The 26,676-nt window shown below is 70.6% G+C and carries 28 protein-coding genes; 15 read left to right on the top strand and 13 right to left on the bottom strand.

Features of this window, described 5'->3' with window-relative positions; all coding sequences use genetic code 11:
- Positions 1 to 173: 173 nt before the first annotated feature.
- Both OG386_RS05555 and OG386_RS05560 read right to left on the bottom strand, forming a co-directional pair.
- The gene (locus OG386_RS05555; RefSeq protein WP_328787038.1) at positions 174 to 833 is read right to left on the bottom strand and encodes a response regulator transcription factor; all 660 of its coding nucleotides are present in this window, start codon (positions 831 to 833) and stop codon (positions 174 to 176) included.
- Positions 736 to 2,214: a sensor histidine kinase gene (locus OG386_RS05560; RefSeq protein ID WP_328793169.1), complete on the bottom strand. Its 1,479-nt coding sequence runs from the start codon at positions 2,212 to 2,214 to the stop codon at positions 736 to 738. Before OG386_RS05560 ends, OG386_RS05555 begins: the two co-directional genes overlap by 98 nt.
- A gap of 741 nt (positions 2,215 to 2,955) precedes the next feature.
- On the opposite strand from OG386_RS05560, the gene OG386_RS05565 reads away from it, so the two are divergent.
- From OG386_RS05565 to OG386_RS05610, 10 genes are all read left to right on the top strand, one after another.
- On the top strand, positions 2,956 to 3,084 hold the full coding sequence (locus tag OG386_RS05565) for a hypothetical protein (protein ID WP_328787039.1): 129 nt from the start codon (positions 2,956 to 2,958) through the stop codon (positions 3,082 to 3,084).
- A 408-nt stretch (positions 3,085 to 3,492) separates the two neighbouring features.
- Positions 3,493 to 3,702 (top strand): hypothetical protein, encoded by a 210-nt coding sequence (locus OG386_RS05570; RefSeq protein ID WP_328787040.1) that lies wholly within the window; start codon positions 3,493 to 3,495, stop codon positions 3,700 to 3,702.
- 39 nt (positions 3,703 to 3,741) lie between these two features.
- Positions 3,742 to 4,323 (top strand): DUF4383 domain-containing protein, encoded by a 582-nt coding sequence (locus OG386_RS05575; protein WP_328787041.1) that lies wholly within the window; start codon positions 3,742 to 3,744, stop codon positions 4,321 to 4,323.
- A 396-nt stretch (positions 4,324 to 4,719) separates the two neighbouring features.
- Positions 4,720 to 4,899, top strand: coding sequence for a DUF6480 family protein (locus OG386_RS05580; RefSeq protein WP_328787042.1), 180 nt, complete (start codon positions 4,720 to 4,722; stop codon positions 4,897 to 4,899).
- A 48-nt stretch (positions 4,900 to 4,947) separates the two neighbouring features.
- Positions 4,948 to 5,619 carry an SDR family NAD(P)-dependent oxidoreductase gene (locus OG386_RS05585; protein ID WP_328787043.1) on the top strand — a complete coding sequence of 224 codons (672 nt, stop codon included), beginning with the start codon at positions 4,948 to 4,950 and terminating at the stop codon, positions 5,617 to 5,619.
- Positions 5,620 to 5,621: 2 nt separating this feature from the next.
- Positions 5,622 to 6,116: a DUF427 domain-containing protein gene (locus OG386_RS05590; RefSeq protein WP_328787044.1), complete on the top strand. Its 495-nt coding sequence runs from the start codon at positions 5,622 to 5,624 to the stop codon at positions 6,114 to 6,116.
- Between the two features lie 173 nt (positions 6,117 to 6,289).
- Complete coding sequence (locus OG386_RS05595; RefSeq protein WP_328787045.1) at positions 6,290 to 6,811, top strand: TspO/MBR family protein; 522 nt, start codon at positions 6,290 to 6,292, stop codon at positions 6,809 to 6,811.
- Positions 6,808 to 6,954: a MerR family transcriptional regulator gene (locus OG386_RS05600; RefSeq protein ID WP_328787046.1), complete on the top strand. Its 147-nt coding sequence runs from the start codon at positions 6,808 to 6,810 to the stop codon at positions 6,952 to 6,954. Before OG386_RS05595 ends, OG386_RS05600 begins: the two co-directional genes overlap by 4 nt.
- Positions 6,955 to 6,996: 42 nt before the next feature.
- Positions 6,997 to 7,782, top strand: coding sequence for a B12-binding domain-containing protein (locus tag OG386_RS05605; protein WP_328787047.1), 786 nt, complete (start codon positions 6,997 to 6,999; stop codon positions 7,780 to 7,782).
- 108 nt (positions 7,783 to 7,890) lie between these two features.
- The gene (locus OG386_RS05610) at positions 7,891 to 8,196 is read left to right on the top strand and encodes a hypothetical protein (RefSeq protein ID WP_328787048.1); all 306 of its coding nucleotides are present in this window, start codon (positions 7,891 to 7,893) and stop codon (positions 8,194 to 8,196) included.
- A gap of 54 nt (positions 8,197 to 8,250) precedes the next feature.
- Here the strand turns inward: OG386_RS05610 and OG386_RS05615 are convergent, their stop codons facing one another.
- Positions 8,251 to 8,475, bottom strand: a complete 225-nt coding sequence (locus OG386_RS05615; RefSeq protein ID WP_328787049.1) for a hypothetical protein — start codon at positions 8,473 to 8,475, stop codon at positions 8,251 to 8,253.
- Between the two features lie 3 nt (positions 8,476 to 8,478).
- Positions 8,479 to 8,829 carry a PRC-barrel domain-containing protein gene (locus tag OG386_RS05620; RefSeq protein ID WP_328787050.1) on the bottom strand — a complete coding sequence of 117 codons (351 nt, stop codon included), beginning with the start codon at positions 8,827 to 8,829 and terminating at the stop codon, positions 8,479 to 8,481.
- Between the two features lie 258 nt (positions 8,830 to 9,087).
- Here OG386_RS05620 and OG386_RS05625 point away from each other — a divergent pair, with 258 nt between their 5' ends.
- Positions 9,088 to 10,218, top strand: coding sequence for a hypothetical protein (locus OG386_RS05625; protein WP_328787051.1), 1,131 nt, complete (start codon positions 9,088 to 9,090; stop codon positions 10,216 to 10,218).
- 8 nt (positions 10,219 to 10,226) lie between these two features.
- Here the strand turns inward: OG386_RS05625 and OG386_RS46865 are convergent, their stop codons facing one another.
- The 7 genes from OG386_RS46865 to OG386_RS05655 form a co-directional block, all read right to left on the bottom strand.
- On the bottom strand, positions 10,227 to 10,718 hold the full coding sequence (locus tag OG386_RS46865) for an ATP-binding cassette domain-containing protein (RefSeq protein WP_405435879.1): 492 nt from the start codon (positions 10,716 to 10,718) through the stop codon (positions 10,227 to 10,229).
- 46 nt (positions 10,719 to 10,764) lie between these two features.
- Positions 10,765 to 11,871 carry a heparin lyase I family protein gene (locus OG386_RS05630; RefSeq protein ID WP_328787052.1) on the bottom strand — a complete coding sequence of 369 codons (1,107 nt, stop codon included), beginning with the start codon at positions 11,869 to 11,871 and terminating at the stop codon, positions 10,765 to 10,767.
- Between the two features lie 547 nt (positions 11,872 to 12,418).
- Positions 12,419 to 12,859: a hypothetical protein gene (locus OG386_RS05635; protein ID WP_328787053.1), complete on the bottom strand. Its 441-nt coding sequence runs from the start codon at positions 12,857 to 12,859 to the stop codon at positions 12,419 to 12,421.
- A 646-nt stretch (positions 12,860 to 13,505) separates the two neighbouring features.
- The gene (locus OG386_RS05640; protein WP_328793170.1) at positions 13,506 to 13,859 is read right to left on the bottom strand and encodes an SMP-30/gluconolactonase/LRE family protein; all 354 of its coding nucleotides are present in this window, start codon (positions 13,857 to 13,859) and stop codon (positions 13,506 to 13,508) included.
- A gap of 87 nt (positions 13,860 to 13,946) precedes the next feature.
- On the bottom strand, positions 13,947 to 14,921 hold the full coding sequence (locus OG386_RS05645; RefSeq protein ID WP_328787054.1) for a sugar kinase: 975 nt from the start codon (positions 14,919 to 14,921) through the stop codon (positions 13,947 to 13,949).
- Complete coding sequence (locus tag OG386_RS05650) at positions 14,918 to 15,529, bottom strand: bifunctional 4-hydroxy-2-oxoglutarate aldolase/2-dehydro-3-deoxy-phosphogluconate aldolase (protein ID WP_328787055.1); 612 nt, start codon at positions 15,527 to 15,529, stop codon at positions 14,918 to 14,920. The genes OG386_RS05645 and OG386_RS05650 overlap by 4 nt, the downstream gene beginning before the upstream one ends.
- Positions 15,530 to 15,863: 334 nt before the next feature.
- Complete coding sequence (locus OG386_RS05655; RefSeq protein WP_328787056.1) at positions 15,864 to 16,559, bottom strand: FadR/GntR family transcriptional regulator; 696 nt, start codon at positions 16,557 to 16,559, stop codon at positions 15,864 to 15,866.
- A 478-nt stretch (positions 16,560 to 17,037) separates the two neighbouring features.
- On the opposite strand from OG386_RS05655, the gene OG386_RS05660 reads away from it, so the two are divergent.
- The 4 genes from OG386_RS05660 to OG386_RS05675 all read left to right on the top strand — a co-directional run bounded on the left by OG386_RS05660 (position 17,038) and on the right by OG386_RS05675 (position 24,431).
- Positions 17,038 to 18,753 carry an IlvD/Edd family dehydratase gene (locus tag OG386_RS05660; protein WP_328787057.1) on the top strand — a complete coding sequence of 572 codons (1,716 nt, stop codon included), beginning with the start codon at positions 17,038 to 17,040 and terminating at the stop codon, positions 18,751 to 18,753.
- Entirely contained in the window at positions 18,753 to 19,688 is a 936-nt protein-coding gene (locus OG386_RS05665; RefSeq protein ID WP_328787058.1) for a dihydrodipicolinate synthase family protein, read from the top strand. The genes OG386_RS05660 and OG386_RS05665 overlap by 1 nt, the downstream gene beginning before the upstream one ends.
- Positions 19,685 to 20,440, top strand: coding sequence for an SDR family NAD(P)-dependent oxidoreductase (locus OG386_RS05670; RefSeq protein ID WP_328787059.1), 756 nt, complete (start codon positions 19,685 to 19,687; stop codon positions 20,438 to 20,440). Before OG386_RS05665 ends, OG386_RS05670 begins: the two co-directional genes overlap by 4 nt.
- 250 nt (positions 20,441 to 20,690) lie before the next feature.
- Complete coding sequence (locus OG386_RS05675) at positions 20,691 to 24,431, top strand: glycoside hydrolase family 2 TIM barrel-domain containing protein (protein ID WP_328787060.1); 3,741 nt, start codon at positions 20,691 to 20,693, stop codon at positions 24,429 to 24,431.
- A 473-nt stretch (positions 24,432 to 24,904) separates the two neighbouring features.
- Here the strand turns inward: OG386_RS05675 and OG386_RS05680 are convergent, their stop codons facing one another.
- Together OG386_RS05680 and OG386_RS05685 are read right to left on the bottom strand one after the other, a co-directional pair.
- Complete coding sequence (locus OG386_RS05680) at positions 24,905 to 25,159, bottom strand: hypothetical protein (RefSeq protein WP_328787061.1); 255 nt, start codon at positions 25,157 to 25,159, stop codon at positions 24,905 to 24,907.
- 471 nt (positions 25,160 to 25,630) lie between these two features.
- Positions 25,631 to 26,179: a hypothetical protein gene (locus tag OG386_RS05685; RefSeq protein ID WP_328787062.1), complete on the bottom strand. Its 549-nt coding sequence runs from the start codon at positions 26,177 to 26,179 to the stop codon at positions 25,631 to 25,633.
- Between the last annotated feature and the right edge of the window lie 497 nt (positions 26,180 to 26,676).

Consider the following 26,676-nt stretch of genomic DNA (forward strand, 5'->3'; position numbering starts at 1 on the left):
CACAACGGTTCGGGGCGCGGGCCGGGAGGCGCCCACGTACCCAGCCGGATGGCGGCGTACGCACGAAGATGGATGGGCTCGAGCCGGATGACACGCGAGGGTGCCCCAGGTGGGCTGCGGCACCGCCGCCTTGGCTTTGCAGATGAGCTTCTGTGCGTGGACAGAGGCGGTAGTCAGGCGCGCAGCCGGTAGCCGGCGCCACGGATGGTCTCCACCCGGTCGGCACCCACTTTGCGTCGCAGGTAGCGCACGTAGACGTCGACGATGTTGGACCCGGGATCGTAGTCGAATCCCCAGACCATGCTGAGCAATTGCTCCCGCGTCAGCACTTGGTCGGGGTGGCGCAGGAACACCTCGGCCAGCGCGAACTCGCGTGCGGACAGCTCCGCCACCCTCCCGTCCACGTGTGCCCGCCGGGTGCGCAGATCGAGTACGAGGTCACCGGCTCTGAGCAGTGAGGCTTCCGGGGCGCCGTCCGCGCGCAGCCGTAGCCGTACCCGGGCCAGCAACTCCTCGAAGGCGAACGGCTTGGAAAGGTAGTCGTCGGCGCCGCCCTCCAGACCCGCCACCGTGTCGGACACGCTGTCCCGCGCTGTCAGGATGATCACCGGCAGGGTCACCCGGTCCTCGCGGAGCCTGCGCAGCACGGTGAACCCGTCGCAGGCCGGCAGCCCCAGATCCAGGATCATCAGGTCACAGCCGCCCGCCCGGGCCTCCTCGTAGGCGGATAGCCCGTCACCGACCACGGTGGTGACGAAACCAGCGCTTTGCAGGCCCCGTTGCACGAAGGCGGCGATCCTGGCCTCGTCCTCCGCTATGAGTACCCGGTTCATGGGGTCCTTTCTGCCAGGAAGTGTGGGCGGGCAGCGCGATCACGAATCGGGCGCCGCCGCCCTCGGCGTCCTCCACCCAGGCCGTGCCTCCGTGCGCCTGAGCGATTTCCAGGACGATGGCGAGGCCGAGCCCGATGCCCGGGCTCGACCCGTCGGCCGAGACAACTCGGCCGGCTTGCGCGAAGCGTTCGAAGATGCGCTCCCGGTCCTGCGGCCCGACCCCCGGCCCCGCATCCCGCACCCACAGCAGCAGGCGGCCTTCGCGGAGCTGGGAGCCGACCTCGATGAGGTCCCCGGCGCGGGTGTGGCGCACGGCATTCGCCACAAGCTGCATCAGCGCCTGGGTGAGCCGCTGGCCGTCGATAAAGAGCGTGGCCTCCGACACTTGTGCCACCCGCCAGTGCCGGTTGCCCAGCGCCCGGGCCTTGGCGACCACGTCGACCACCAGGTCCGTCAGGTTCGTCTCGCCGAACGCGAGGAAGTCCGGGCGCTCCGCCTTGGCCAGCAGCAGCAGGTCCTCCACGATCCGGGTCATCCGGTCCAACTCGTCCACTACCAGGGCTCGGGTCGCCGCCGGATCGTCCGCCCCGTCCTCCACCAGCTCCAGAGTGCCCCGGATCACCGTGATCGGGGTGCGCAGCTCGTGCGCCACTTCGTCGAGAAAACGGCGCTGGGTGGTGAACGCGCTCTCCAGCCGGTCCAGCATGCTATTGAACGTATGTGCCAGCGCCGCCACGTCGTCAGTTCCCGCCACCTCCAGCCGCTCTGTCAGGTCGGACTCTCCGATCCGCTCGGCGGTCTGCCGCACCAGGCGAATCGGCGCCAGCACCCGGCCGGCCACCAGCCAGCTCGCCGCGGCCGCGAGCACCAGTCCTCCGCCCCCCGCAGTCAGGAACATCTTCGCGAGCCACCGTTCCTCCCGCGTCTGCCGATCCCGGAACTCCACGATCACCAGACGCGTGTCGTGCCGGTCCCCCGCCACCCGCACCGGGACGACGCCGTAGCGCACTCGCCCGGCCGGCGAGTCGAGCCAGCCGATCCGCGTGCCGCTCCCCTTCGACAGCCGCGCGACCACAGCTGCGTCCTGGTCCAAGCGCGTGGGTACCGCGTTGGGGCTGCGCCGGTCGGCTCGGCCGTCGACGAGACTGAAGAACGCCTCCTCCCGGCGCGGCAGGTTGACGGTCATGAACTCGGTCAGCAGCGACGCCCCGTCGACGAACGGCTCCCCGGTGGCCGGCTCCCGCGCCGTATGTGCGAACCGGCGCAACTTGTCCGCTTCACTGCGCAGTTGATCATCCATCTCGGCGTCGAGCCTGACCTGCCAGATCAGCGTGATGCCGAACGCCGGCACGGCCAACGTCGTGGCGACCAGGAGCAGCATCATTCCCACGATGCGTGACCGGGCGCTCGGCATCCGACGACGCCCTCTCACCCGTCGCTGCCGCCGTCGTCACCATCGTCATCGCTCCCGGTCCTGGCTCGCCAGCCGGCACTGGGAGAAGGGCTGGCACCGTCATCGCTGCGGGGCGGCGACGGCCTCGGGACCGGCCGGCCTCCGGGTTGGGCCGACGAAGTCGGGGCAGGCGACGGAGTCGACGCCACGGCTGACGGCGGTGGAGCGGCGGAAGGTACGACGGACCGCGACGGAGGCGAAGACGGCTCACCACTGCTCTCCGATAGGGGTACCACGATCTCAGGGCCCAGAGATGGCGGATCGCCGTCACTGGACCACCCAAGCCCGATCACTGCCCCTACGGCCGTAAGGGCGCACAGAGCAGCGACTGCCACGCCGACCTTCCGAAGCACCATCCGGCCAGTCTGCCGCCCCCATCGAACGCATGAATGAAGGAGGAGAGATTTCTCATCTACCGCCTCGGGCGGGTACGCCACCCCATTCCGGATCACGGCGACAACTCGACGACAGTGTCCGCTCGCGGCCGGTTCGCTCAGGCCCCGGGTGCGGACGGATCTCCCGAGCTGCAAGAGACCGCCACCCGTATGCATTGGGCCTGCCCCCCTGAGCTCGCCCAGTTCCTCGCCTCCGGGGCGCGGCGTCCAGAAAGGCCTTGCGGCCCTCCAGCAGTACATCGCGCGGGAGGGCGCCCTGCCGGGGCGCGCCGGTGTGCAGGAAACGCCCGACGGGGACATCCACTGCGTCGCGGTATGGCTCGCCAACCAGAAGCAACGCCGCGACCGGCTCGACCAGGCACAGCGGGCCGCTCTGGCCGACCTCGGCGTCCACTGGGCCTGAACATGACGTGGGAGTCAACGTCGGCGCCGGATTGCGCAGGGTCGTCGAGCTCGGCGCGTCACCATCCTCCGCGCCATTCCCGACGGAGTGGATACCGACGAGAGCCTGACCTTCACCAGGACCGCCACGGGAAGCGGCCCCTTCCACGTGGAACTCGACGCCTACCAGGGGTCGGGCAGCTCCCCCTGTACGTGCAGCTGAGTTGCGACGCATGCCGGACCGGCAGCTTTCCTCCGGTCCGGCATCCTTGCGCGCAACCGAAGGTTGCCGGTAACCACATGAAACACCAAAACAATGCATAAATTACGCAAGCCGCCCTCCGTGCAGTCCGGGAGTAGGTTCGACTCGTCACAGACCTCTTCGGAGGCTCGAGCGCTTCTCCCGGAATGACCAGAAGGAGACTTCGTCATGATCGTCAAGAAGCTGCATGCCGCAGGCGTGAAGAGCGAACATGCCTACCTGGCGGCCACTCTGTCCATCGGCCTGTCGCTCGCATCGTGGCTCGCTTCCAACAGCCGCGAGGACGTCGAGCGGGCGGATCGGTGGGGCATCTTCATCGGGGAGTGGGCGCCCACGTTCTTCGGCCTCGGCCTGGCCCTCGCGAATTACGAGCAGTGACACAGCCGCGTACCGACACGATCCCCCATAGGAACCGACATGAAGCTGAGTGACGAGCTACCCGTCGATCACCACCTCGCCACCGTATACCGGTACGGCGCCCTGCTCTGCGGCCTGATCCTGCTCGCCTTCGGGATCCTGGGCTTCGCCGATGCCCTGCGCCCGTTCGACACGCAGGGTGAGACCATCGCTGGGATGACGACGAACACGACCCTCAGTGTCATCTCCGTCGTCGTCGGACTCGCACTTGCCGCGGGTGCCTTCGTCGGCGGCAACTTCGCCTCCACCCTCAACATCACGGTGGGAGCCCTGTTCCTGCTCAGCGGCTTCGCGCACATCTTCGTCCTCGACAAGGACGCCAACGTCCTCGGCTTCGGGGTGACGAACGTGATGTTCAGCTTCGTCATGGGGCTGATCATCATGACCTTCGGGATGTACGGCCGTGTCTCGAGCAAGCTCTCCCACGACAACCCGTACTGGCAACGCCGCCACCTCGGCCACGCATCAGGCCAGTCCTTGCAGGCACGCACTGCTCTCACCAGTGGGGCCATCGACTCCATCGCACGCGTCGCACCTTCAGATCCAACGAGCTCCCTCAGCGCAGGTGAAGCCTCGCGATAGTTGTTCGGGAAGCGCCCCACGATCCGGGGCGCTTCCCGCTCCGGTTCTTCATACGTACGGGCTGTCCACGCCCGCGGCCGCCGGCCGGGGCCCCCGAGCCGGGCAGCAGCCCACCGCGCACTGATCGTGGCTCGCTCCGAGCAGCCCGAGCGTCATGGCATCGATGACCGCCGGGTCCAGTTCCAACAGCCGCTCCAGCCCTTCAGCGAGGGCTTTGGATAACGAGGTTGGCCGGCGGGGCCGCGTGGCAGAAGACGGCTTCCATTGCCAACCTCGTGGAGCTCCGATCTCGCGGGGCGGGGTTCAAGCGATGCACGAACGGTGCAAGGTGCGGTCGCGTGGCCGGTGCCGGACGGTTGAGGAGAAGGTACGACCTCGTCTGGCGTAGGAGGCACCATGAGCGCCCGTCCTGTCATGCCGGAGGAAACCCCGTCAGTGGAGGGTTCCACGGCCGAAGCGAACCAGGAACGACCTGACGGCGGGATCTGGGAGCACCCGTGGTTCTTCCTGGGGCTGATCGTGGTCGGCGCCGTCCTCGTGGCGGGCTTCTTCGCGGCACGGATCGCCGGCCTGTAGGGCGAAGGGACCGACATGGACGACGGTGCGGCTGCATCCTGGCCGGGTATGAGCGGGGCGCGGGTACTCGTCGCGGGAGCCAGCGGCGTGCTCGGCGCGCTCGCGGCCCATGAGCTGCACGCCCGCGGCGCCGTGGTCGCCCTCGCCGGAAGGAATCCGTACCGGCTGGCTGACTTGGCCGCCGGGCTCGGCGGGGCTCCGGTCCGGGGGCTCGATGCGTACGACCTCGACAACTGTGCCGCCCTCGCCACGTGGGCGGTGCGGGAGCTGGGGGGACTGGACGGTGTCCTGGTCACGGTGGGGGTGGCCGGGTTCGGGCGGGTGGATGAGGTGCCCGATGCGGTCGTCGAGCACCTGTTCGCCGTCAACGTGCTGTGTCCGGCCGCAGTGCTGCGCGGCGCGGTCGCCCGCATGGCGGACGGCGGGTTCCTGGCCGCCGTGACGGGAGCCATCGTTGACCGGCCAATGCTGGGCACGGCCGACTACGCGGCGGCCAAAACGGCCCTGAGCTGCTGGCTCGGTGTCGTGGCCCGCGAGGGGCGGGCCCGGCGGCTGCGGGTGTTCGACTTCCGTCTCCCGCACCTGGAGACGGGCTTCTCCGACCGGCCTGTGACCGGGCAGACGCCCTCCCTGCCTAAGGGCGGCGACCCAGCCGCAGCCGCACAAGCCCTGGTCGACCAGCTCGAGGGCGCGGCTCCCGCCGCGCGGTGCGGGGAGTAACTGTGAACGCGACCGGGACATCGAGCCGACCCGCCGAGTCAGTGTGGGACTACCCCCGACCGCCGCGCCTCGAGGCGGACGGCCGGCACGTGGTCGTCGAATTCGCCGGAGCCCTGATCGCCGACACCCGCCACTCGGTCCGGGTGCTGGAGACGAGCCATCCCCCGGTCTTCTACGTTCCGGCCCAGGACACGCGCCAGGAGCTGTTCCGGCAGTCCGGTACCCGAACGTGGTGCGAGTGGAAAGGCGCCGCCACGTACTGGGACCTGCGCGTCGAAGGCAGCGCCGGGGTCCCGGACGTGGCGTGGAGCTACGAGGACCCCTCCCCCGGATTCGCCGCGATCGCCGGATTCCTGGCCTTCTACCCATCCCGGGTGGATCGCTGCCGAGTCGGGGACGAGGAGGTGGTCGCGCAGCCGGGAGACTTCTACGGGGGCTGGATCACCTCCGAGATCAACGGGCCTTTCAAGGGCCCGCCGGGTACGCGGGGGTGGTGACGCCCCGCCGCGCCGCTGGGCGGATGCGCCCGGCCTGCGCATCCGGCAGCGGCGCGGCAGGAGAAGAAGAGGCAGGCGGCACGAAGCTGTGTCCGCGCGGAAGAGATGCCGGGCCGCGGCAGACCCAGGTCGCGCTGCGCGTCGGAAGTCATCGAGTACACCGGGAGACAGCCGTGGCACATTCCGCGACACCAGCGCCGATGCCGGCCCCGGCCCGCCCGCGCGGATCGAGGCAGTGGCGGGCCCTTGCAGGCTTCCTCGCCGTGAGTTACGGCGTCGCGGTACTGGGAGCGCTGGCCTCCGCCGATGCGGGTGAGGTCTACTCGGCGCTGGTCCGGCCCGGCTGGGCCCCGCCCGCCTGGCTGTTCGGGCCCGTCTGGACCGTGCTGTACGGGATGATGGCGGTCGCGGCCTGGCTGGTCGGGCGCCAACCGGATCGTCTGCGCGTGCGGCGGGCCCACGTGTGGTGGTCGGTGCAGCTCGCCCTCAATCTGGCCTGGACCCCGCTGTTCTTCGCGGCCCGCCAGTTCGGCCTCGCCCTGCTGGACATCGTCCTGCTGCTGGCCGCGCTCGCCACCACGGTGGTTCTGTTCTGGCGGCTGAGCCGCACTGCTGCGCTCCTGCTCGTGCCGTACCTCGTGTGGGTGGCCTTCGCAACCGCCCTCAACGCGTCCATCTGGCAGCTGAACCCGTGAAGGTCGAAGAGCAGCACCTGACGCCGCCGGTGGTCGGCATGAGTACGGGAGCCGTGGCGCAGCGTCTCGGAGTGGCGGCGGGAACGCTGCGTTCGTGGGAGCGGCGTTATGCGATCGGGCCCGCTGTCCGCGTCGCGGGCTAGCATCGGCGCTGGCTGCCGGAGGACATCGCGCGTCTGGAGGAGATGTGCCATCTGACCGGGCAGGGGGTGCCGCCCGCGGAGGCCGCGCGAGCTGCCCGGGTGAAGGCGGCAGGAGCGTTCCGGTTCGAGGACGATGCACCCGCGACCGGGGGGCGGGCTCCTGGAGGACCCGCGACGCTGCCGCTGGGGCCGGTCTGTGCCGAGTGCCGCGGTCTCGCACGGGCGGCCGTAAGACTGGACGGGGACGCGGTGGAGGCCGTCCTGGACCGGGCGATCGAGGACCACGGCTGTGTGGTGGCGTGGGAGGAGATCATCGCCCCGACGCTGCACGCGGCCGGCCGTAAGTGCGCCTCTGCCGGCGAACGTTACATCGAGGTCGAGCACCTGCTGTCCTGGCTGGTCTCCTCAACGCTGCGGCGTCGGCGCGAGCCTCGCCTGCCCACCCGCGAAGGGGTCCGGCCGATGGTACTGGCCTGCGCGCCGGAAGAACTCCACAGCCTTCCGCTGGAAGCTCTGTGGGCGGCCCTCACTGAGCGCGGACTGCCGGTGAAGATGTTCGGTCCGGCCGTTCCGGCGGAAGCCTTGATCGAGGCGGTACGACGGGTCGGCCCGTCGCTGGTGGTGGTGTGGGCCCAGGCCCGTCCCGCTGCTGCGGCGGAACTGGTGAGCGCGGTCGAGGGAGTGGGGTGGGGGGTCAGGGGGGCGAGGTCCCACTCCACTCTGCTGGTGGCCGGGCCCGGCTGGAACTCCGTTCCTCACGCCAGCACCAAGCGTCTCACGGGCCGGCGTTCGGGCCTCGCCCTGATCGAACAGCGTCTCGCAAACTGACTCGTCGCAACCGCATCCCGACGAAAACATGTGCGTCTGTGCCGAGGTGCCGGGCCCAGACGGACTTCCCCCGGCAGGTCCCGCGCCCCCGGCACAGACCCCGTACGGATGAGCGCTGAGGAGTCCGTCGTCGTCTCCTCGTATGACCCGCAACTCTGGAACGCGGTCTACGACACCCAGCAGGACATGTTCGAGGTTCCACTGGTGTTCACAGCCCAGATGTCTGGAACGGTCCGTCTTGGCCCCGCCGGACGCGCCTGGCTCCAACACGTCACCATGCACGGCCCCGTCGCGGATACCGTCATGGCCCTGGCCGACGACGGAACCGGCCCCCGCCACCACCTCGACGACGGTACAGCGGACCCCCGCCTTGGGGGTGCCACTCCAGGCCCCACGGTGTCGCCGTGCTCCTGACACCAGGCGACGGGGACCACGGGTATCGCCCGGCGGGCGCACCCCGGGGGATCGTCAGCGCGTCTGCGGGGCAGTGCTGGCGCGGATGGCTGTGATGACCGTACGCGCCCAGTCGGCGGGGTCCGGGGTGTCCACCCGGTCGTGCGGAAGCAGTGGGTCGGTCAGTACGGCCGCGGTGCCCAGGTGCTGGGCGACTCCCGGGTGGGCCGCCACCAGACGGGCGGCCTCCCTGCCGTCAGGGGCGGGAGCCTCCGGCCGCCCGCCCCTGACCACCTTCACCCTCTACATGGGCCGGCCGTAGTACCGGCCGAACCGCTCCAGGTAGTTGGACTCGCCGGCCTGTTTGCCCTCGTCGTACTCCGGGGCGTCCTTGATCTGGTCCTTCGTCCGGTTGACGTAGACCGTCTCCCCGATCATGTCGATGCGCTCGATGGTCCCGGCCGGCAGCAGCACATGCTTGCCGAAGATCCACACCCCGGTGTCCACAACCAGGTAGGAGGCGCCGACGTCTTCGGAATGCTTGTCGATCTTGCCGATGCTGCCGTCGGTGGCCTCGACCTTGTAGCCGACGATGTCAGTGCCCCGCAGGTATCCCGCGTTGGGGTGGTACCCCCAGATGTCGAACCCGCTCACAGCGACGCCTTTCGGTTGTCAATGACTACGGACAACCTGACCGGATCGCACCGAACACAAAACCCAAGCGCGGGAAAGCCACTCCGCTGCCTGCCGCTCGCGGGCTCCCGAACGCGACGACGGCCCTACCGCCGGGCGCGGCAGCAGGGCATCCGCCTGACGGGCCCGCCTGCGGTGTGCCCGCGGCACCGCATAGGGTCCTGATAGGCCAGGGGGGACCGGGCCTTCCTCGCGCTGTATCCAGGGAAGGGGCATCTGATGGGGTGGGACAGAGGTATTGCCGTCGCTGCGGCGGTGGTGCTCGTCGCGGCTGGAGCGGCCGGGTGTACGGGCACCTCGGCCGGGAAGACGGCGGGCACAACACCGGCCGCCGAGGCGACGAGACCCTCCGCCCCGCCGGCGCCCCCACTGGTGATCGCACAGGCCGAGGCCGAGAAGGTCTTCAGCCGGTTCGAGTGGGAGCGCCGCACCCCGGCGGGGTGGAAGCCAGCAGACGGGATGGCCAACGTGGCAACCGGCCCGCTGCTGGCGGAGTGGAAGGCGAACGCCGCCATACGTGCGCTGCGGAACTGGCCGGGCACCAGCACGACCAGCCTGGTGAAGCCCTCGTTCGTGATTCCCGCGGAACGGGACCAGCCGTCGCACCCGAGGTTCTTCGTCGCGCTCAGCAAGGCGAACGGGTGGGAGGACGGGCCGGCCACGGCAGTGCACTACTTCGTGCAGGAGGCGCCCGGCGGGGAGTGGAAGGCGGCCGTGGAGACGTGGATGGCCACGGCGGCGCCGGCGTCGCCGGAGTCCGAGAGCGTCGCGAGGTTCGCCGCGACGACGGTGCAGCTGCGCAAGACGCCGGTGGCCGCGGCCGGCCGCGACGCGGCGGGGGCGGCCGTGTTGTCGCCGACCGCCGATGCGGACCGGACGGTGTGCGGTCGATTTGCCGACTACACGAGTTTCACCACCCCCGACAAGCCGGAGAACGAGCACTTCGCGCCCGGTCCCCTGACCGACGAGATGATCGGGAAACTGGCCGAGATGCCGAAGGCCCCAGAGCTCAACGGCCTGGCCAGGTACTCCTTCGAGCACGAGGTGACCGGTCCCCGGCTGCCCGTGCTGAAGCTGGACAACGGTGCCTCACTGGTCGCCTGCCCCCTGCTGCGCACGGAGGAGGTACGGGGCAAGAGCGCGACGGTCTCGTTCACCTTCGACGAAGACTCCGAGCGGGGCGCGTTGCTGAACACCAAGGGTAAGAAGTGGCGGAGCTCGGACGCGAAACTGAGCCTGACGGCACTGATCGAAGTCCCACCCGCGGGCGATTCGGGCCCGGCCCAGATGGCGGCCTGCAACTGCCTCGAACCGCAGCTGCTGGAGATCTCCGGGAAGCGCGCCGACTGAACACCGCTCTACAGAGGCCCCCCAACCCTCACATCGTCTCGGAATTCGTCCCCTCCCCGGACACCCGCGACCCCGGGCCGGCCCGATCCCCTTACAGCGGCCCGGTGAAAGCGTCCAGCGGCGATAGCACCTGACCAAACAGCATCCGTACCCGAATCCACCCTGGAGTCGATGACTTCGGGCATACGGCTGTCCCGTACTCCCGCACCGGCCGCGACCATGCGTAGAGGGGCGGTGAGGGTTTGGCGGGGGTGTCCTGCGACGCCTCCCATGACCACGCCGACGGTCCGGGCCGATTCTCGCCACTGGGCGAGAGAGCGCCCGAAATACGTCGTGGTTCCCTGGCCGGATATCAGTCCGAGCATCAGGGGTAGTGTGGTCGTCTTCCCCGCGCCGTTGGCTCCGAGGAATCCGGTTACCACCCCTGCTGGCACGTTCAGGTGGACGTCGTCGACGATCCGCTTGCCTCTGTGCTGCCGCGTCAGGCCCTCCGCCCGCACGGCGTCGGGTCGGCCGGCGTCTGTTGCCGTGGAATTGTGCTGCGCCCTAAGGGCCGGGTCGGCGGTGGGTCGATCGGGTGGCGCTGCGTCGTCGGAGGAGGTACGCGCCGACGGCCAGTGCCACGACGCTGGCAGCCGCGATGGCGATCACACCGGTCGCGCCGGCGCTCGGGAGCGAGGACCCGTTGGCGTTCGACTTCTTCCCGGTCGCTCCGGGAGTTGCGTCGCCGGCGGACGTCGACGTAGCGCCTGTGGACGCGGCACCGGCTTGTGCGGAGGCGGAGGGTGAGCTGGTGGACGTGGGACTGGGCGACGGGGTCGGGGAACCCGAGGGGGCAGGGGTGGCGGGGGTGGTGGGGCCCGGGTTCGGCTGGGTGCCGGGGGTGGTGCTGGTGATGGCGATGTCATCGATGAAGAGGACCGCCTCGGCTGCTCCGGCCCGCTTCTCCGGCCCCTTCTCCGGACGCCAGCTGGGCCGGTAGGCACCGATCCGGAAGTGCGGCGGATCGCCGCGGTGGTAGTTGTTGGCACCCTGGTGCGAACCGACGGTGACGCCGTCCCGCGTGACGTGGATCGAGCCGGGCCTGCCCGCGGTGGACCACGTGATGTCGAAGACCCACCGGTTCCAATGGCCCGGACGCGCAGCACCGAGCGGGAGGACGGATTCCTGTATCTCACCGTTGCTCATCCAGTGGACCTTCAGCTGCCAGTTGCCGCCGTGGACCGACAGCGCGACGACGGGCTTGATGCCCCCGCCGTCGTCCTGCGTGCTGAACCACTGGGCGACGATGGTGTCGAGGTCCCGCTCCTGCCAGTCACCGGGCAGGTAGTTGGCAAAGACGAAACGATGACTGCCCGCGTCGAGCCCCTTGATGACCAGCTCGGACTTGAACGAACGCCCGTCGTTGGGGATGTTCACGCGCGCCGCCTGCCCCGACTTCCCTCCGGGTGCGGGCCCCACCAGAACGCGGCCGAAGCCGTTGAGCGCCATAAACGGCAGTTTCTGGGACGGGGACTCGAAGTCGTACGAGACCGAATCGGCTGCGGCGGCCGGCGAAGCAGCGCCCAGAGCGACGACCATCAGGGCGGCGGTGCACGCTGTGAGGAGAGGGGCTGGGCGGCGGGTGGAGGACGGCAGCACTGCGATGGGCATGGGCGTTTCCTCGTACGAAGCGCAGACTTCAGCTGGCGGTGGATGGGAGAGCGGACGGCGAAGTGGGGGCGCGCCGCTCGGCCGTGCGAGCCGGGGCGGAACGTTTCGGTGGCGAGGTTAAGACAGCAGACGAACACCGGCCGTCGCAGGCAGCGTTCTGGCCGGCGCCGGGGCCGATGGACGCTGTGCCATGTACTGCTCGAACCACTGGGCCGGCAGACCATGCAGCGTTTGAGCACATCACGCTCCATGGCCGGCTAGGACCGGCAGTGGCCGGTGAGAAGGGGAGGGGCCCCGGCCGGCGGGGGGATACCGGCCGGGGCTGTTCGAGGGCGGGCGGCCAGGCCGCCCGGTCGAAGGGACCGACGGCGATGGCTGTCGACGGCCTGGTGGGTGCGTGGTGCTGACGATCTGTGAAAGGCCCGGCGGGCCGGGCGGCCTCTGGACGGCTCGCCCCGCCCGCTTTGTTCGAGCGGCATGGGCTGTCGTGACGCCGGCTCACGGTGGTGGCACTTCAGGCCCCTGGTGCGGGCGTGTGTGCGGTGGGTCAGGCCGGGTCGGGGAGGTCGAGGTGGGCGCCGCGGCGGTGGCGCCGCACGGTGGGGGTCTGGGCGCGTAGGGCTGCAGCGGTGACGGCCTCGGTGCGGGTCGGGCGCCCGCGGGATGAACTGTCGGTTCCATGGCGGCCGTCGGGTGTGCGAGTGGGTAGGGTGACCGTCCAACAGGGTGGCGCGTCCGGGCTCGTCCGGTGGTCGAGGTTCCACCACACGAGGGAGAACCGCATGTGGATCTTCATCTTGAACTCCTCGGCGGCACGCTTGCCGACCTCACCGCCCATCTGGGCGCCGGAGAAGCCGATCCTCGGGACCAGGTTCTCCTTGGCGCAGGCCGACGGGGCGAGGACGACGACGATCAGGCCGTTGGTCTTCTGTGCGATCGCGGACTGGACCTCGCTGACGGTCTTGTTCGCGTCATTGCCCAGGTTCACCACCTTCAGGCCTACGCCGAGCTCGGCTGCCTGGGCCTTCCGCCGGCCGCCTCGCCGACGAGGTACCGGCCATCGGTCATGGCCGGGGCAGCCGCGGTTCTGGGAGTCTGCCGAGGACGCATGGTCGGTGTTCCTTAACAGCTGGAGGCGCCGGTGGGTACAGAAGCTGGTGGGGCTGGCGCCGTGTGACGAGGGGCCGGTCCGTGTGGCGGGCGGGGCTCGGTGGCTCAAATCGATGCTCAGGCTTAGCAGCTATGCTGTCAAGTGCCTTGGCCGGATGGCTCGCGCTGGGAGCTGGGGGAAGTGCCTCGGCCGCAGGCTGATTCCGAGGCCCTCATGCACGAGCAGGGTTCGTCCGCGGATTCTGGACCGGGGCCTTGGCGGGACGATCCCGTGGGAGTCGATGGCGGTGGGCGCCCGTTCGACCGCGTGGGCAGCACGGTGAGCGGCCGCGCGCCTTCGGCTCGGTGGATGTTACTTGACCTGCTGCCTCCGCAACCCCGGTGCGGAGGACTCCAGGAACCACCGACCGGGCAGCTCGAAGGCCCCGCGCGCTTACGCCCGCACGCCCCCGATCCAACCGGAGGGTGGGCGTGCGGGCGCGCCCGTTCGCGCTGGGAACTCGGAACCCGGCGGTGCCCTGCGGTTATCGCGGCAGGTACGCGATGGCGGGGTCCAGGGGGCAGCGGTGGATGACGCGAGTGGCACTGTCGGCGAGGTAGAGGGTGCGGCCGTCGGGAGTCAAGGCGGGGCCGTTGACGATGGTGAGGCCCTCCAGGACGGGGTGGACGGTGCCGTCGTGGTCGGTGCGGTAGAGGTTGCCGGCGCCCGGGGTGGTGCCGTCGTAGGGCATGCTGCCGGCCCAGGACCGGCCGTGAGGGTCGCAGGCGTCGTCGTTCATGCGGGTGGGGACACGCGCGTGGCCTTCGGGGCGTGCGAGCCAGTCGGTGGTGCCGTCGGGTGCGAGGAGGGCGATGCCGGTGCGGCGGCGGCGATCCAGTGTCCGGGCCCGCCGCCGCCGGGGGCGACAGCGGCAGGGCCCGGACGGTGATGCGGGGGCTGAGGTCGTGCATCGGGGTCCTCGGGGTCAGCGCAGGGTGGTGCCGGCGGGGGTGTCGAGGAGGGCGAGGTCGGTGCGGGTGGGCAGGCCTTCCCAGTCGCCGCGGGTGGCGACGGCGAACGCGGCGGTGGCGGTCGCGCGGTGGAGGCGCTGCTCGGTGGTGAGATTGTCGAGGACCCCGGAGAGGTAGCCGGCGACGAAGGCGTCGCCGGCGCCGATGACGTCCACGACGGGCACGCGGCGGGCCGGGGTGTGGTGGGTGCCGTCGGCGGTGGTGAGGGTGGCGCCGTCGCCGCCGCGGGTGATGACCACTTCCCGCGTGCCCTGGGCGAGGAGCCCGGCGATGGCATGGTCCTCGTCGTGGGCGGGGTCGTCGGTGACGAGGTGGAGTTCGTCGGCGGAGGCGATGAGGAGGTCGGCATGGCGGGCCAGAGGCAGCAGGACCTGCCGGGCCTGCTGGTGGGTCCACAGGCGGGCGCGGTGGTTGACGTCGAGGCAGACGGTGGTACCGAGGTGGCGGGCGTGCGCGGCGGCGGCGAGGGCGGTGCGGGCGGCGGTGGGGCTGAGCGCGGGGGTGATGCCGGTGAGGTGGAGTATGCGGGTGCCGGGGTGGAGGGCGGGCAGGACGTCGTCGGGGTGGAGGGCGGATCCGGCGGAGCGGTCGCGGTAGTAGTGGACGGCGGCGAGGTCGCCGATGGCGTCTTCGCGTACGAGCAGGCCGGTGGGCCGGCCCTGGGTGTCGGTGCGGGTGTGGGTGGTGTCGACGCCTTCGGCGCGCAGGGTGCGCAGGATCAAGGCGCCGAACGGGTCGGCGCCGACCCGGCCGATCCAGGCGGTGCGGTGGCCGAGGCGGGCGAGGCAGATGGCGACGTTGGACTCGGCCCCGGCGATCGAGAGTTCCATGGGCGGGGCGAGTCTGATCGGTCCGGTGGCCCGCAGCGCGGCCATCGCCTCGCCGACGGTGACGACCTCGGGGACAGGTGTGGCAGGGGACGTGGTCATCGGGCCACCGCCGGGGTGAGGGCGGCGCGCCAGTGGGCGACGCGGGCGCGCAGCGCGGCCTGGTCGCCGCCGTCGGCGGCGTCGCCGATCAGGGGCGTCCCGGCTCCGACGGCAACGGCTCCGGCAGTGAGGTAGGCGAGGGCGGCGGTGGCGTCGATCCCGCCGACGGGCACGAACGGCACGTCCGGGAACGGGGCGCGTAGCGCGGCCAGATAGGCGGGGCCACCGAACATGGCGGGGAAGAGCTTGACGGCGAGGGCGCCGTGCCCGGTGGCCGCCATGACCTCACCGGGCGTCAGGGCGCCCATCAGCAGCGGCAGTTCGGGCAGGCGTGCAACCAGGCCGGGGGTGACGAGGAACGCGGCGCCCGCGTCGGCGGCCCGGACGGCACTGTCGGCGCTCAGGACGGTCCCGGCGCCGAGCAGCGCGTCGGGCCCGAGCTCACGGCGGGCCCGTTCGATCACCCACAACGCGTCCGCCGTGGTCAGGGACACCTCGACGGCCGTGATCCCCTCCTCGGCGAGAGTCACCACGGTGCGTAGAGCGGCGTCGCGGTCGCTCCCGCGGACGATGGCGAGCGTGCGGTACGGCAGGTCGGTCAGTCTCACTGGTTCTCCCGGCTGGTGGGACGGCCACTGGTTCCGGCGTCCGGGGGAGCCAGTCCCCGTGAATCGCGGCCGTGCGCTCCGTTGAACCCTGCAGTTATAGCTACCTAGCAGCCTAGTTGCCAAGTGTTTCGGCGGTTCTTTGCCGAAACCCCTCGGGAGCCAGCCATCGTGACCGCTCGGACCGTGGGGCCGGCACCCCCGCCCACTCGGTCTGTGGCGACCACGCCTCCACATCGCGCGAGGGCCCGCCTCATCAGGGGCCTCCGTGCGACGGCCGGGATATGGCCGGCTGTCACCTGAGTCCGGGAGCGGCCGAGACGGGGGAACGCCGGGGTCAGAGGCCGAGGTCGTGACCGGTTTCCTTGAGGTGATCGGTCATGGCCCGGGCCGCGCGCTCGGGGTCGCCTGCGGCAATGGCGTCCAGGATGTCCCGGTGTGCACCGATCGTGGAGTCCTGGCCCTCGCCCCGTCGTTCGCGGCCGCGGTAGCTCGCGCGGCGCGCGTCGAGCAGGGCGCCGTTCATGGCGGCGAGTAGGTACGAGAAGACCTCGGACGCGGCAAGGTCGGAGACGGCGTTGTGGAAGGCGAGGTCGGCTGCGATGAAGGCCTCGGAGCTTGCTCCCGCGGCGATCATGTTGTCCAGTGCCTGTGCGGCCTCCGCGATGGAGCCGTGGCCGTCGGCGATCCGGGCCGCGGCGCGCCGGGCGAGTTCGCACTCGATCACCCTGCGGGTGTCGAGCAGGTCCTGGAGGTCCATCGATTTCTGGCTGAGCCGAAATTCGAGGATCTGCGCCAAGACGGCCGGCGACGGAGTCGCCACCCGCGCCCGCTTGCCCTGACTGGAGACGAGGACGCCCCGGGCGGTCAGGGTGCGGATCGCCTCACGCACCGCGAGGCGGTTGACACCGTGCCGTTCGGAGAGCTCGCCCTCGGCAGGGATCTCGTCCCCCTCCCGGAGCCGGCGCTGCCTGATCTCCTCGATGATCTCCCGTGCCACGGTGTCGCTCAGCGTCGCGCGCTCGATCGTCATGCCGCCCACCCCGCATGGGCAGCGCGCCCCTGGCGGCCGGCCCCCGGGGCGGAGGGCCCGGCGGATGCCGGTACTCGAAACAGGTGACTCAAGGGGAGACAGCCGGTGTTCACCGGCATCCTGCTTCCGCGACCGCTCCCGGGTACGGCCGCGAGAGGGCCGGACACACCGCTCCGGTCTCCGCCGCGCGGGGCCCGCGGCGTGCGGGTAGCTCTGAGGTGCACGTTCATGCGCCCCCTCCATTCCTCGACTGTCTGGCAGGTTCCCACATCGATGCTTGACAGCATAGCTGCTAAGTAACACTATCGGGGCCTAATCCACCAGCGATGGGCCCGCAGCCGTTCCCGGCCCCGTCGACCTGCCCCAGGCCTTCATTCTGCCCGCAGGAAGTGGACCCGCATCGTGAAGGAAGGGTGGCTACCATGCCCCGGCAGCCCGCCGTTGTCCCTGCCCGCACAAACCCCACGGGCGGTGCGGTATGAGCTCCCTGCGGAGTGCGGCTTGGTGGGAGGATCCCGGCAAGGCGGGATTCATCGCCCGCCACCACATGCGCCAACTCGGACTCACCCGTGACCAGCTACGCGACAAGCCGGTGGTGGGCATCTGCAACAGCTGGTCCGAGTTGACCCCCTGCAACGCCCACCTGCGGGTCCTGGCCGAATCCGTGCGCCGCGGCATCACCGCCGCCGGCGGACTCGCCCTCGAATTCCCGACCATGTCCATCGGCGAACCGCTCATGCGGCCCACCTCCATGCTGTTCCGCAACCTGATGAGCATGGACGTGGAGGAGACCATCCGGGCCAACCCCCTGGACGCGGTCGTCCTGCTCGGCGGCTGCGACAAGACCCTGCCCGCCCAGCTCATGGGAGCGGTCAGTGTCGACCTGCCCACCATCGCGCTGTCCGGCGGCCCGATGCTCACCGGGCGCTTCCGCGGCAAGACGGTGGGATCCGGCACCGACATCTGGCGCATGAGCGAGGAGCGGCGGGCCGGGCGTATCAGCCAGGACGAATTCGATGAGTTCGAGGGCTGCCTGGCCCGCTCCGCCGGCCACTGCATGACCATGGGCACCGCCTCCACCATGGGCTGTGTCACCGAGGCCCTCGGTCTCTCCCTGCCCGGCGCGGCCGCACTGCCCGCGGTCGACGCTCGGCGCGCCCAGCTCGCCGAACAGTCCGGCGCCCGCGCCGTCGAACTCGCCCGCGAGGGCCTGCGGCCCTCGAGCATCCTGACCCGGGAGGCGTTCACCAACGCCGTCGTCGTCAACGCCGCCATCGGCGGCTCGACCAACGCCGTGCTGCACCTGCTTGCGATCGCCGGCCGTGCCGGCACCGCGATCAGCCTCGAGGACTTCGACGCGATCGGCCGCACGGCCCCCCTGCTCGCCGACCTCATGCCCAGCGGCCGTTTCCTGATGGAGGACTTCGCCTACGCCGGGGGGCTGCCCGCCCTCATGACCGAACTCGGCGAACTCCTCGACCACACCGCACTCACCGTCACCGGCCGCACCCTCGGCGACAACCTCGAAGACCACCAGGTCTGGAACCGCGAAGTGATCCGCACCGTCGACGACCCGGTCCGGCCCGCCAACAGCGGCACCGCCGTCCTGCGCGGCAACCTCGCCCCCGCCGGCGCGGTCGTCAAGCAGTCCGCCGCCTCACCCCACCTTCTGCGCCACCGCGGCCCCGCCCTGGTCTTCGACAGCATCGAGGACTACCTGCTGGCCGCCGACGACCCCGACCTGCCGGCCGACGCCGACACCGTCCTCGTCGTCCGCAACCTCGGCCCCCGCGGCTACCCGGGCATGCCCGAACTCGGCAACCTGCCCCTCCCGGCGAAACTGCTCGCCCAAGGCGTCAGCGACATGGTCCGCATCTCCGACGCCCGGATGAGCGGCACTGCCTATGGCACCGTCGTCCTGCACGTGGCACCGGAGGCCGCGGCCGGCGGGCCCCTCGCCCTCGTCCGCACCGGTGACATCGTCGAACTCGACACCCCGAACCGCACCCTGCGACTGGACGTCGGCGACGAGGAACTTGCCGCCCGCCGGGCCGAGTGGACCCCGCCCGCCCGGGCGGGCGAGCGCGGCTGGACCCGCCTCTACGTCGACCACGTCCTCCAGGCCGACCAAGGCGCCGACCTCGACTTCCTGGTCGGCGGATCCGGCGACCGCCCCGCGAAGGCACCCTTCTGATGACAGCCGACCTGCTCCGCGGCGTCATACCGGTCCTCGAAGTGCCGTTCACGACGGATGGCAGCCTCGACGCCGAAGGCTTCGAGCGCCTCGTAACCCACGTGCTCGCCACCGGCGTCACCGCCGTCATGTTCCCCGGCTTCGCCAGCGAGTTCCACAAACTCACCGACGACGAACGCGCCCTGCTCACCCGCCGCCTTCTCGACATCACCACCCCCCGGCCCGACGCCGCCGCCGTCATCTCGATCCCCGACCACGCCACCCGCGTCGCCGTCGACCGCGCCACCGCCGCCGTCGACGCCGGCGCGGACGCGATCAACCTGCTCCCACCCCACTTCCTCGACCCGTCCCCCGCCGAGGTGCACCGGCACGTCACCGCCGTCCTGACCGCCGTCGCCCCCACCCCCGTGATCCTCCAGTACGCACCCGCCCAGACCGGATCGGCCTTCACCGCACAGTCCCTTCGCCACATCGCTGCCGAGCACCCCAACCTGGCCGCGGTGAAGATCGAGACGGCGCTGCCCGGCCGTCTGGCCGAGGACCTCGCCGCCGGTACACCCGCCCTGCGCTCCTTCGTCGGCTACGCGGGACTGCAGCTGGCCGACGCCCTGCGACGCGGCACCGCCGGGGTCCAGCCCGGCTGCTCCTTCACCGAGATCTACCAGCGCATCTGGCGCCTGTGGCACGACGGCGACCAGGACGGCGCGCTCGCCCTGCATGCCAAGCTCGTTCCCTACCTGGCCTACTGGATGCAGGAGGTCGAACTGATCATCACGGTGGAGAAACTCATCTCCGTCCGCCGCGGCCTCATCGACGATCCCCACTGCCGCCACCCCGCCCGCAGCCTGGACCCGCAGGAGAGCGCCGGCGTCGACCGGTTCCTCGCGGAGTTCGACGAACTCCTGCGGCCCGTCCGAAACCGGAGCAGAGCATGATCGACCTCACCGGCCGCGCCGTCCTCGTCACCGGTGCCGCGCGCGGCATCGGCGCGGCCATCGCCCGCATGGCGGCCGACGCGGGCGCCCGCGTGGGACTGCTCGACATCGACGCCGACCGCCTGCGCCACACCGCCCACCGCATCGGGCCGGCAGCCGCCTGGGCCGTCTGCGACATCACTCGCGAGGACCAGATCGCCGACGCGGTCACCGCACTGCGCGAGGAAATCGGCCCAGCTACAGGACTGGTCAACAACGCCGGACGCAACGCCTACGCCGACCCTGTCACCATGACAACCGAGCAGTGGGACGAGGTGTTCGGCGTCGACCTCAAGAGCGCCTGGCTGATGGCCCGCGCAGTCCTGCCCGACATGGTGACCTCGGGGCACGGCTCCATCGTCAACATCGCCTCCATGCACGCCACTCTGACCTGTCCCGGCATGTTCCCCTACGCAGCCGCCAAAGCCGGACTCGTCGGCCTCACCCGCTCCCTCGCCCTCGAAGTCGGACCGAGCGGCATCAGAGTGAACGCGGTCAGCCCCGGCTACATCGAAACCGACCTGCTCACCGAGTACTTCGACCGGCAACCACCCCAGGTCCGCCAAGCCGCCACCGACAAGCACATCCTCGGACGCCTCGGCACACCCCGCGACGTCGCCACCGTCGTCACCTTCCTCCTCTCCGAGGCCGCCGCCTTCGTCACCGGCGCCGACTGGGCCGTCGACGGCGGCGTCTCCGCCCGCTTCGCCTGAACCGCCCCCCTCGGCCGAAAGTCCTCGGTCACTGCCGTGCCCCACGAGCAGCGCAGGTCCGACTCACTACCGCGCCCGGCCGCGCGGACACCGCCCCGCGAGGCCGGTGCCACCCGGGCGGCGCCCCCGCGTCCGGGCGGTTCTGCCGCAATGCCCCGACGGTGACGAATTCCCGCGTCCCAGGTATTGCCAACTTCCTCAGGTGCCCGCTAAATCTACCTAGCAGCCTAGTTGCTAAGAAGGGAAGACAGTGTCGTCTCCTGACCCTCACGCCTCCGCCCCCGCCGCTGAAACGGCCCCGATGGGCGTCTCCCGCCGCGGCATCCTGAAGAGCATGGTCGCCACCGGGATGCTCGTCGCCGTCGCCGGCGCCGGCGACTTCTTCACCGCCGCACCGGCCGCGGCCGCCACCGCACCCCCCGTCATCCCCCCGCTGCCCGACACCGTCACGGGCGTGGCCGCCCCGTGCATCCCCCTCACCTCAGGCTGGCGCTACACCACCACCCCGCCCGCGTCCTTCTGGGCCACCGCCACCGACACCTCCTCCTGGACGGCGGTCAGCGTCCCGGGCGAACCCGCGATGCAGGGCCAGACCGTGCCTTCTGACCAGGAGTGCGCGTACTCCGTGAAAGTGGCCGTGCCGGCCGACTACGCCGGGCGCACGATCATGCTGCGTTTCGACGGCGTATACAGCTACGCCCGCCTTTGGGTCAACGGCACCCCGGTGGCCACCCACGACGGCGGTTTCACCACCTGGTATGCCGACATCACCTCACTCGTCGCCCCGGGCCAGCAGGCCACCGTGGCAGTCGGCGTCACCGACCGGCCGACCAGCATCGCGGGCCAGTCCGCCTACGCCAAGCACGTCATCGGCGGGATCCTGCGCGACGTGACCCTCGTGGCACTGCCGGCCTCCCACCTCACCCGGCTGCACACCGACACGACGTTCGATGACTCCTACACGAACGCAACCCTGACGGTGACCGCCGCCGCCGCACTGGCGGCGGGAAAGACCGCCACCGTCGACCTGGCCCTCACCGACCCGGACGGCCGGCCCGTCCCCATCACCCCCGCCAGCCTCACCCTGACCGGGGCGGCGCCCCAACAGGCGGTGGCCATCCCGGTCAACGCGCCCCGTAAGTGGGACGCGGAGCATCCCCACCTGTACACCCTGAAGGCCACGTACACGGTGGACGGCGTCACGCAGACGGTGTCGAGAGCTGTCGGCTTTCGCCAGGTCAAGAGGCAGGGCAACCAGCTACTGGTCAACGGCAAGCCCGTGCACCTGCTCGGCGTCTGCCACCACGACATCACGGCCACGCAGGGACGTTCGACGAACCCGGAGATGGAGGAACAAGCGCTTCGCCTGTACAAGGAGGCGAACTGCAACTTCGTCCGCACCTCGCACTACCCCCCGACCCCGGCCCTGCTCGAACTGGCCGACCGCCTCGGCCTCTACGTCGAGGAAGAGGCGCCGGTCTGCTTCCAGAACGGGACGGTGGACGACCCCGCCTACACCGGCCAGTACCTGACGCAGTTCGCCGAGATGATCGAGCGCGACCGCAGCCACGCCTGCGTGATCGAGTGGTCTGTCGGCAACGAGAGCGGCATGGGGACCAACTTCGCTCAGGAGAACACCTACGCGCACGAGAACGACCCCTCTCGCCCGACGGTGTTCGAAGACTATTCCCAGCGCAACGGCGGCAACCAAACCGACGTCTACTCCGGGCACTACCCCAGGCTCGGCAACGCGAACGGCAATGCGAGCCAGCCCATCCAGTACGGCGAGTTCGCCCACGTGCCGTGTTATAATACCGCCACCCTGCAGGCGGACCCTGGCGTGCGGGGATTCTGGGGCCACAGCATCGACAAGTTGGCCGACAAGTTCCGCACCACGAGCGGCGTGGTCGGGGGCGCTATCTGGGCGGCCATCGACGAGGTGTTCAACCTGCCCCAAGGCCCAGTCGGCTACGGCGAGTGGGGGATCATCGACCTGTGGCGCCGGCCCAAGCCGGAGTTCTGGCTGACGAAGAAGGCGTTCTCGCCCGTGCGGATCGCCGACGGCGTACTCACCGACCTGACCCCGGGAAAAGCCATCCCGGTGCCGGTCAAGAACTGGTACGACCACACCGACCTCGAGGAACTCACCATCGCCTGGGAGATCGGCCCGCGGTCCGGCACGCTGACCGGGGTCGCCGTGCCCCCGCGGCAGAACGGCACCCTCACCATCCCGGCCGGCCCCTGGACAGCGGGAGACACCCTCCACCTGACGATCCGGCGCGGGACGACGGTCGTCGACGAGTACCGCCTGTGGCTCAACACCCGCGGCGGACTGCCGCAGTTCACCGCACCCGGCGGCACCACCCCCACCGTCCAGGAGACCGCGACGCGGATCGTGGTCACCGGCGTCGACGCACCCTTCACCGTGGTCTTCGACAAGACCACCGCGCGCCTGGTCGAGGCCAGGGCGGCGGGTGGCGCGCGGGTCCTCACCGGAGGCCCGGACCTGGTGCTCAACCGCACAACTCCCGGCCCATGGACCGGCACGTCGGCCACGGTCACCACCACCGGCGGCCAGGCGGTCGTCACCCTCACCGGCAGCTTCGGCACGATCAACACCACCATCAACATCTCCGTCGACGGCCGCGGCCTGCTCACCACCACCTACAGCATCGCCAATCCCCCCTCCGGCTCCTTCAGTGACGTCGGGGTGCTCTTCACCCTCGCCGCCCGGACCGACACCCTCACCTGGCAGCGGGACGCCCAGTGGACCGTCTACCCCGACGACCACATCGGCCGCCCGTCCGGCGCCGCCACCCGCACCCGGGCAACCGGCACCGACGCCTACCAAACCCAGCCGACCTGGCCCTGGGCCCAGGACACGCACAGCTACTACCTGTTCGGCAAGGACGGCGCCGCCCACTGGACCAACGACTTCCGCAGCGCCAAGGCCAACATCCGCCTCGCCAAGGCCACCGCAGGAGCGACGGGACCGGGCATCCAGGTCGAAGCGGACGGCACGGGCGCCGTCCGCCTGGCACCCTCGAATCGCCTGGAACTCGCCGGCCGACTGATCGACAACGCCGACCCGGCCGTCGTCCACACCGGCCCGTGGACGCACGCCGCCAACCAGAGCACCACCGCGAGCGACATCCTCGGAACGGAGTCGTACACGAACACGGCCGGGGCAACGGCGGAGCTGACGTTCACCGGAACCGGCATCGGCCTCTACAGCGTCAAGAACAGCAACCTGGGCATCATCAAGGTCTACGTCGACGGCACCCCCGCAGGTACCGCCGACCTCTACGGCACCTCGAAGACAGCTCCCCAACGGGTCTTTCTCAGCGCACCGCTGGCCCACGGCCAGCACACAATCAAGGTCGAATGCACCGGCACCAAGAATGCCAGCGCTACGGCCGCCTACGCCCTCATCGACGCTTTCCAGGTGATCAATCCCTTCATCGACAACACGTCCAACCTGATCACCTACAACGGGGCATGGACACACGCGACCGGCCAGATCTGGAGCACCGGCGACCTCAATGGCACCGAGTCCTACAGCAACCAGACCGGCGACACCGCCACCACCACATTCCAGGGCACCGGCATCCGCGTCATCGCGCCCAAGAACAGCACCCACGGGGTCGCCGAGATTTCGGTCGACGGCGCAGCCCCCACCCAGGTGGACCTGTACGCCCCCGCCAAGCAGTACCAGCAGACGGTGTTCGAACGCACCGGTCTGCCCGACGGCGAGCACACCGTAACCGTCAAGGTCACCGGCAACAAGAACGCCTCGGCCACCGACAGGTACGTGGTCATCGACGCGTTCGAGACCGTGGAGTCCGACCCGTACGCGAGCGCCCCGGGCGTCGATCTGATCGTCAGCGCGCAGATCAACTACCCGGACCTCGACTGGGGCAACTACATCGACCCGGCGATCACCCTGCAAGCCGACTGGTCAGCGACCGCACGGCTGCGCCTGCTCCCCTGACCGACGGCGCGGGACCGGTGCCGGAACGGGCGAGCACAGCACCCGCCCGTCCCGGCACCGACGGACAACACCAGCCGGGGGGCTCCGTCGTAGGACGTGACCGTGCTTGGCTGTATCCCGTATTGAAGCAGGCGAGGCCCCCTGCCGAACCTCCCCCGGCCCGGCCCACGGTCCGGCCCACATCCGGACCGCCCGAACTGCGGGGCCGAGCTGCTGGACGAGCCGGTGGTGGTGGTTCACCCATGTGTCCTTTGGCCGGATGGCCGTTGCTGTCCGGCGGGGCTTTGGCCCAACGCGAGAGCGTCCGGCCGGGCGGTGCCCGCAGATTCCACTCCCTCGTGCGAGTGAGCCGCAGTCGCCCGCGAACCACGCCGACCTCTTGCGGCCGGGACGGCAGTGCCCCTGGCCGACAGTCCGGGCAAGCCCTGTGTCGGAAGGGCTTGCCCAGGCTCCCCCTGGCACTGCTTCTTGGATCATGTTCGGAGCGAGGTGGTGAGGGCTGCGAGGGTGACGGTGTCGAGGTGGATGTAGGCGCGCTTCTCATAGCGGGTGGCGACGGCTCGGTGGGCCACCCTGGGAACCGCGGTTCGTCCGTGTCCGGCGGCGAGGGCGGTGCCGCACACGAGCGTGGCCATGGCCGCCATGGCGAGGTGGGGCAAGGCACGCCGGATGAGCGGGGCGACTGTGCGCAGCAGCAGGGAGCTCGAGGCGCTCAGCACCCAGGTCACCGGTGGACTCCGGGCGTGCTGGGATCGGCTTCCAGGGCCCGGGTGTGGGACTCGTTGTGGGTGGCGGGCGCCGTGGGGATCGGGTCGGCCGGGACGGCTGGGCGGCCATGGCCTGCTGCGGGCGGGCGCGGATGTCCTCCTCGTCGAGGGGAACACCGGCGGCCGCGGTGTGCTCCAGTGCGTCGCGGGTGCGGGTCAGCAGGTCGGTCTCGGCGCCGGTGGTGGCACGCCGTGGGCGGGCACCGGCTGCTGGAGCTGGTAGTGGATCTGGCCGCCAGAGCCTGAGCCGCGCGCGGGGTGCCGAAGGCCTCGATGACGCGGCGCTGGATCTGCGCGGCCGCGACCGGGGCGAGCGCCTCGGGCAGGTCGGGAGGGGCCGGGGCGGGAAAGGCCAGGCGGCCGAGCGCGTCGTGTATGAGGTGCAGTTGACCCTAGCGCGCGGCCAGTTAGGAGGTCTCGGGGTGCAGCAGTTCAGGGTCGGTGAAGTAGTCGGTGCTGTCCTCGGCCGTGGTCGCGCGCTGTGCGGTCAGGTCCTCGACGGCGTCCTGGAGTTGCTGCGCCTCCTGCTCGCGCCCCGCGTGCGCGGCCGCGGAGTCGGCGCGGACGGCCTCGCGGGCCTGGGTCAGATGCGCGGCGCGGTGCGTCGAGGGCGGGGACGGTGACGTCCAACAGTGCGCCGTCGGATCGCAGGTCGCGCAGGTAGTCGGTGATGTCCGGCTCGAGGACAGCCCGCAACTGCTGCGAGGGCGCTTCCCGCAGGGAGCTCTGGCCGAGCAGCCAGTCGGCCGTCTTCGTGAGCGCCGGAACGTCGGCGGACAGGGATTCCACGGCGTACCGGTCCTCGATCAGCTCGGTGCGGGGGCGGTAGGCGCGCTCCAGCCGGTCGAGGAGGTCGAGGAGGTCGAGGAGGTCGACGATCCTCAGCCCGGTGCTGACCACCAAGTCCGCAGGGGCCTCGCCCTGTTCGCCGGCGCCCTCCAGGCTCTGGGCTAATACCGTGGGCGGCGGGTAGCTGGCCACGGCGCGGCTTGCGACAGGTCCAGGCGGCGGCCGCGGCGATCCACCCGAGCCGAGGCCCTGTGGCGCTTCGGCGTTGCGCTGGTAGAACCAGCTGGCCAGCAGGTCGGTGAGCCGGGCCTCATCGGTGGCCGGGTCGTGCGCCAGCTGGCGGCCAGTTCGCCGGGAGTGTGCTCGCGCAAGCCGCCGGGATCGGCGGTGATGATGGCCAGTTGCCTTACTCGGTCGTCCAGTTGGAGCCAGCGACGCAGGGTCTCGTGCCGGCCGCGGGTGACCTCATGCAGCGCGATGCGCGTGAGGTCGGCGCCCACGTGGGCGATCCCGGTCTCCCCCACCCGGGGCGCCTCGGCCTCTGTCCACGCGGGAAAGCTCGCAGCACTGAGGCTGACTGATGGCCAGGTCCCTGGCGCGGTGCCTTGATCGCATCGAGGGATCTCAGTGCGGTGCACGTGGAGAACTGCGGACGAGATGGCTGAAGTCACGCTCGTCGACGCTGCGAT

The organism is Streptomyces sp. NBC_00273 (assembly GCF_036178145.1).
GTDB lineage: Bacteria > Actinomycetota > Actinomycetes > Streptomycetales > Streptomycetaceae > Streptomyces.

Coding starts and splice junctions, on each gene's coding strand:
- OG386_RS05555 (WP_328787038.1), bottom strand. CDS start 833: ATGAACCGGGTACTCATAGCGGAGGACGAGGCCAGGATCGCCGCCTTC.
- OG386_RS05560 (WP_328793169.1), bottom strand. CDS start 2,214: ATGCTGCTCCTGGTCGCCACGACGTTGGCCGTGCCGGCGTTCGGCATC.
- OG386_RS05570 (WP_328787040.1), top strand. CDS start 3,493: ATGATCGTCAAGAAGCTGCATGCCGCAGGCGTGAAGAGCGAACATGCC.
- OG386_RS05575 (WP_328787041.1), top strand. CDS start 3,742: ATGAAGCTGAGTGACGAGCTACCCGTCGATCACCACCTCGCCACCGTA.
- OG386_RS05580 (WP_328787042.1), top strand. CDS start 4,720: ATGAGCGCCCGTCCTGTCATGCCGGAGGAAACCCCGTCAGTGGAGGGT.
- OG386_RS05585 (WP_328787043.1), top strand. CDS start 4,948: ATGAGCGGGGCGCGGGTACTCGTCGCGGGAGCCAGCGGCGTGCTCGGC.
- OG386_RS05605 (WP_328787047.1), top strand. CDS start 6,997: ATGTGCCATCTGACCGGGCAGGGGGTGCCGCCCGCGGAGGCCGCGCGA.
- OG386_RS05610 (WP_328787048.1), top strand. CDS start 7,891: ATGAGCGCTGAGGAGTCCGTCGTCGTCTCCTCGTATGACCCGCAACTC.
- OG386_RS05625 (WP_328787051.1), top strand. CDS start 9,088: ATGGGGTGGGACAGAGGTATTGCCGTCGCTGCGGCGGTGGTGCTCGTC.
- OG386_RS05630 (WP_328787052.1), bottom strand. CDS start 11,871: ATGCCCATCGCAGTGCTGCCGTCCTCCACCCGCCGCCCAGCCCCTCTC.
- OG386_RS05645 (WP_328787054.1), bottom strand. CDS start 14,921: ATGACCACGTCCCCTGCCACACCTGTCCCCGAGGTCGTCACCGTCGGC.
- OG386_RS05655 (WP_328787056.1), bottom strand. CDS start 16,559: ATGACGATCGAGCGCGCGACGCTGAGCGACACCGTGGCACGGGAGATC.
- OG386_RS05660 (WP_328787057.1), top strand. CDS start 17,038: ATGAGCTCCCTGCGGAGTGCGGCTTGGTGGGAGGATCCCGGCAAGGCG.
- OG386_RS05665 (WP_328787058.1), top strand. CDS start 18,753: ATGACAGCCGACCTGCTCCGCGGCGTCATACCGGTCCTCGAAGTGCCG.
- OG386_RS05670 (WP_328787059.1), top strand. CDS start 19,685: ATGATCGACCTCACCGGCCGCGCCGTCCTCGTCACCGGTGCCGCGCGC.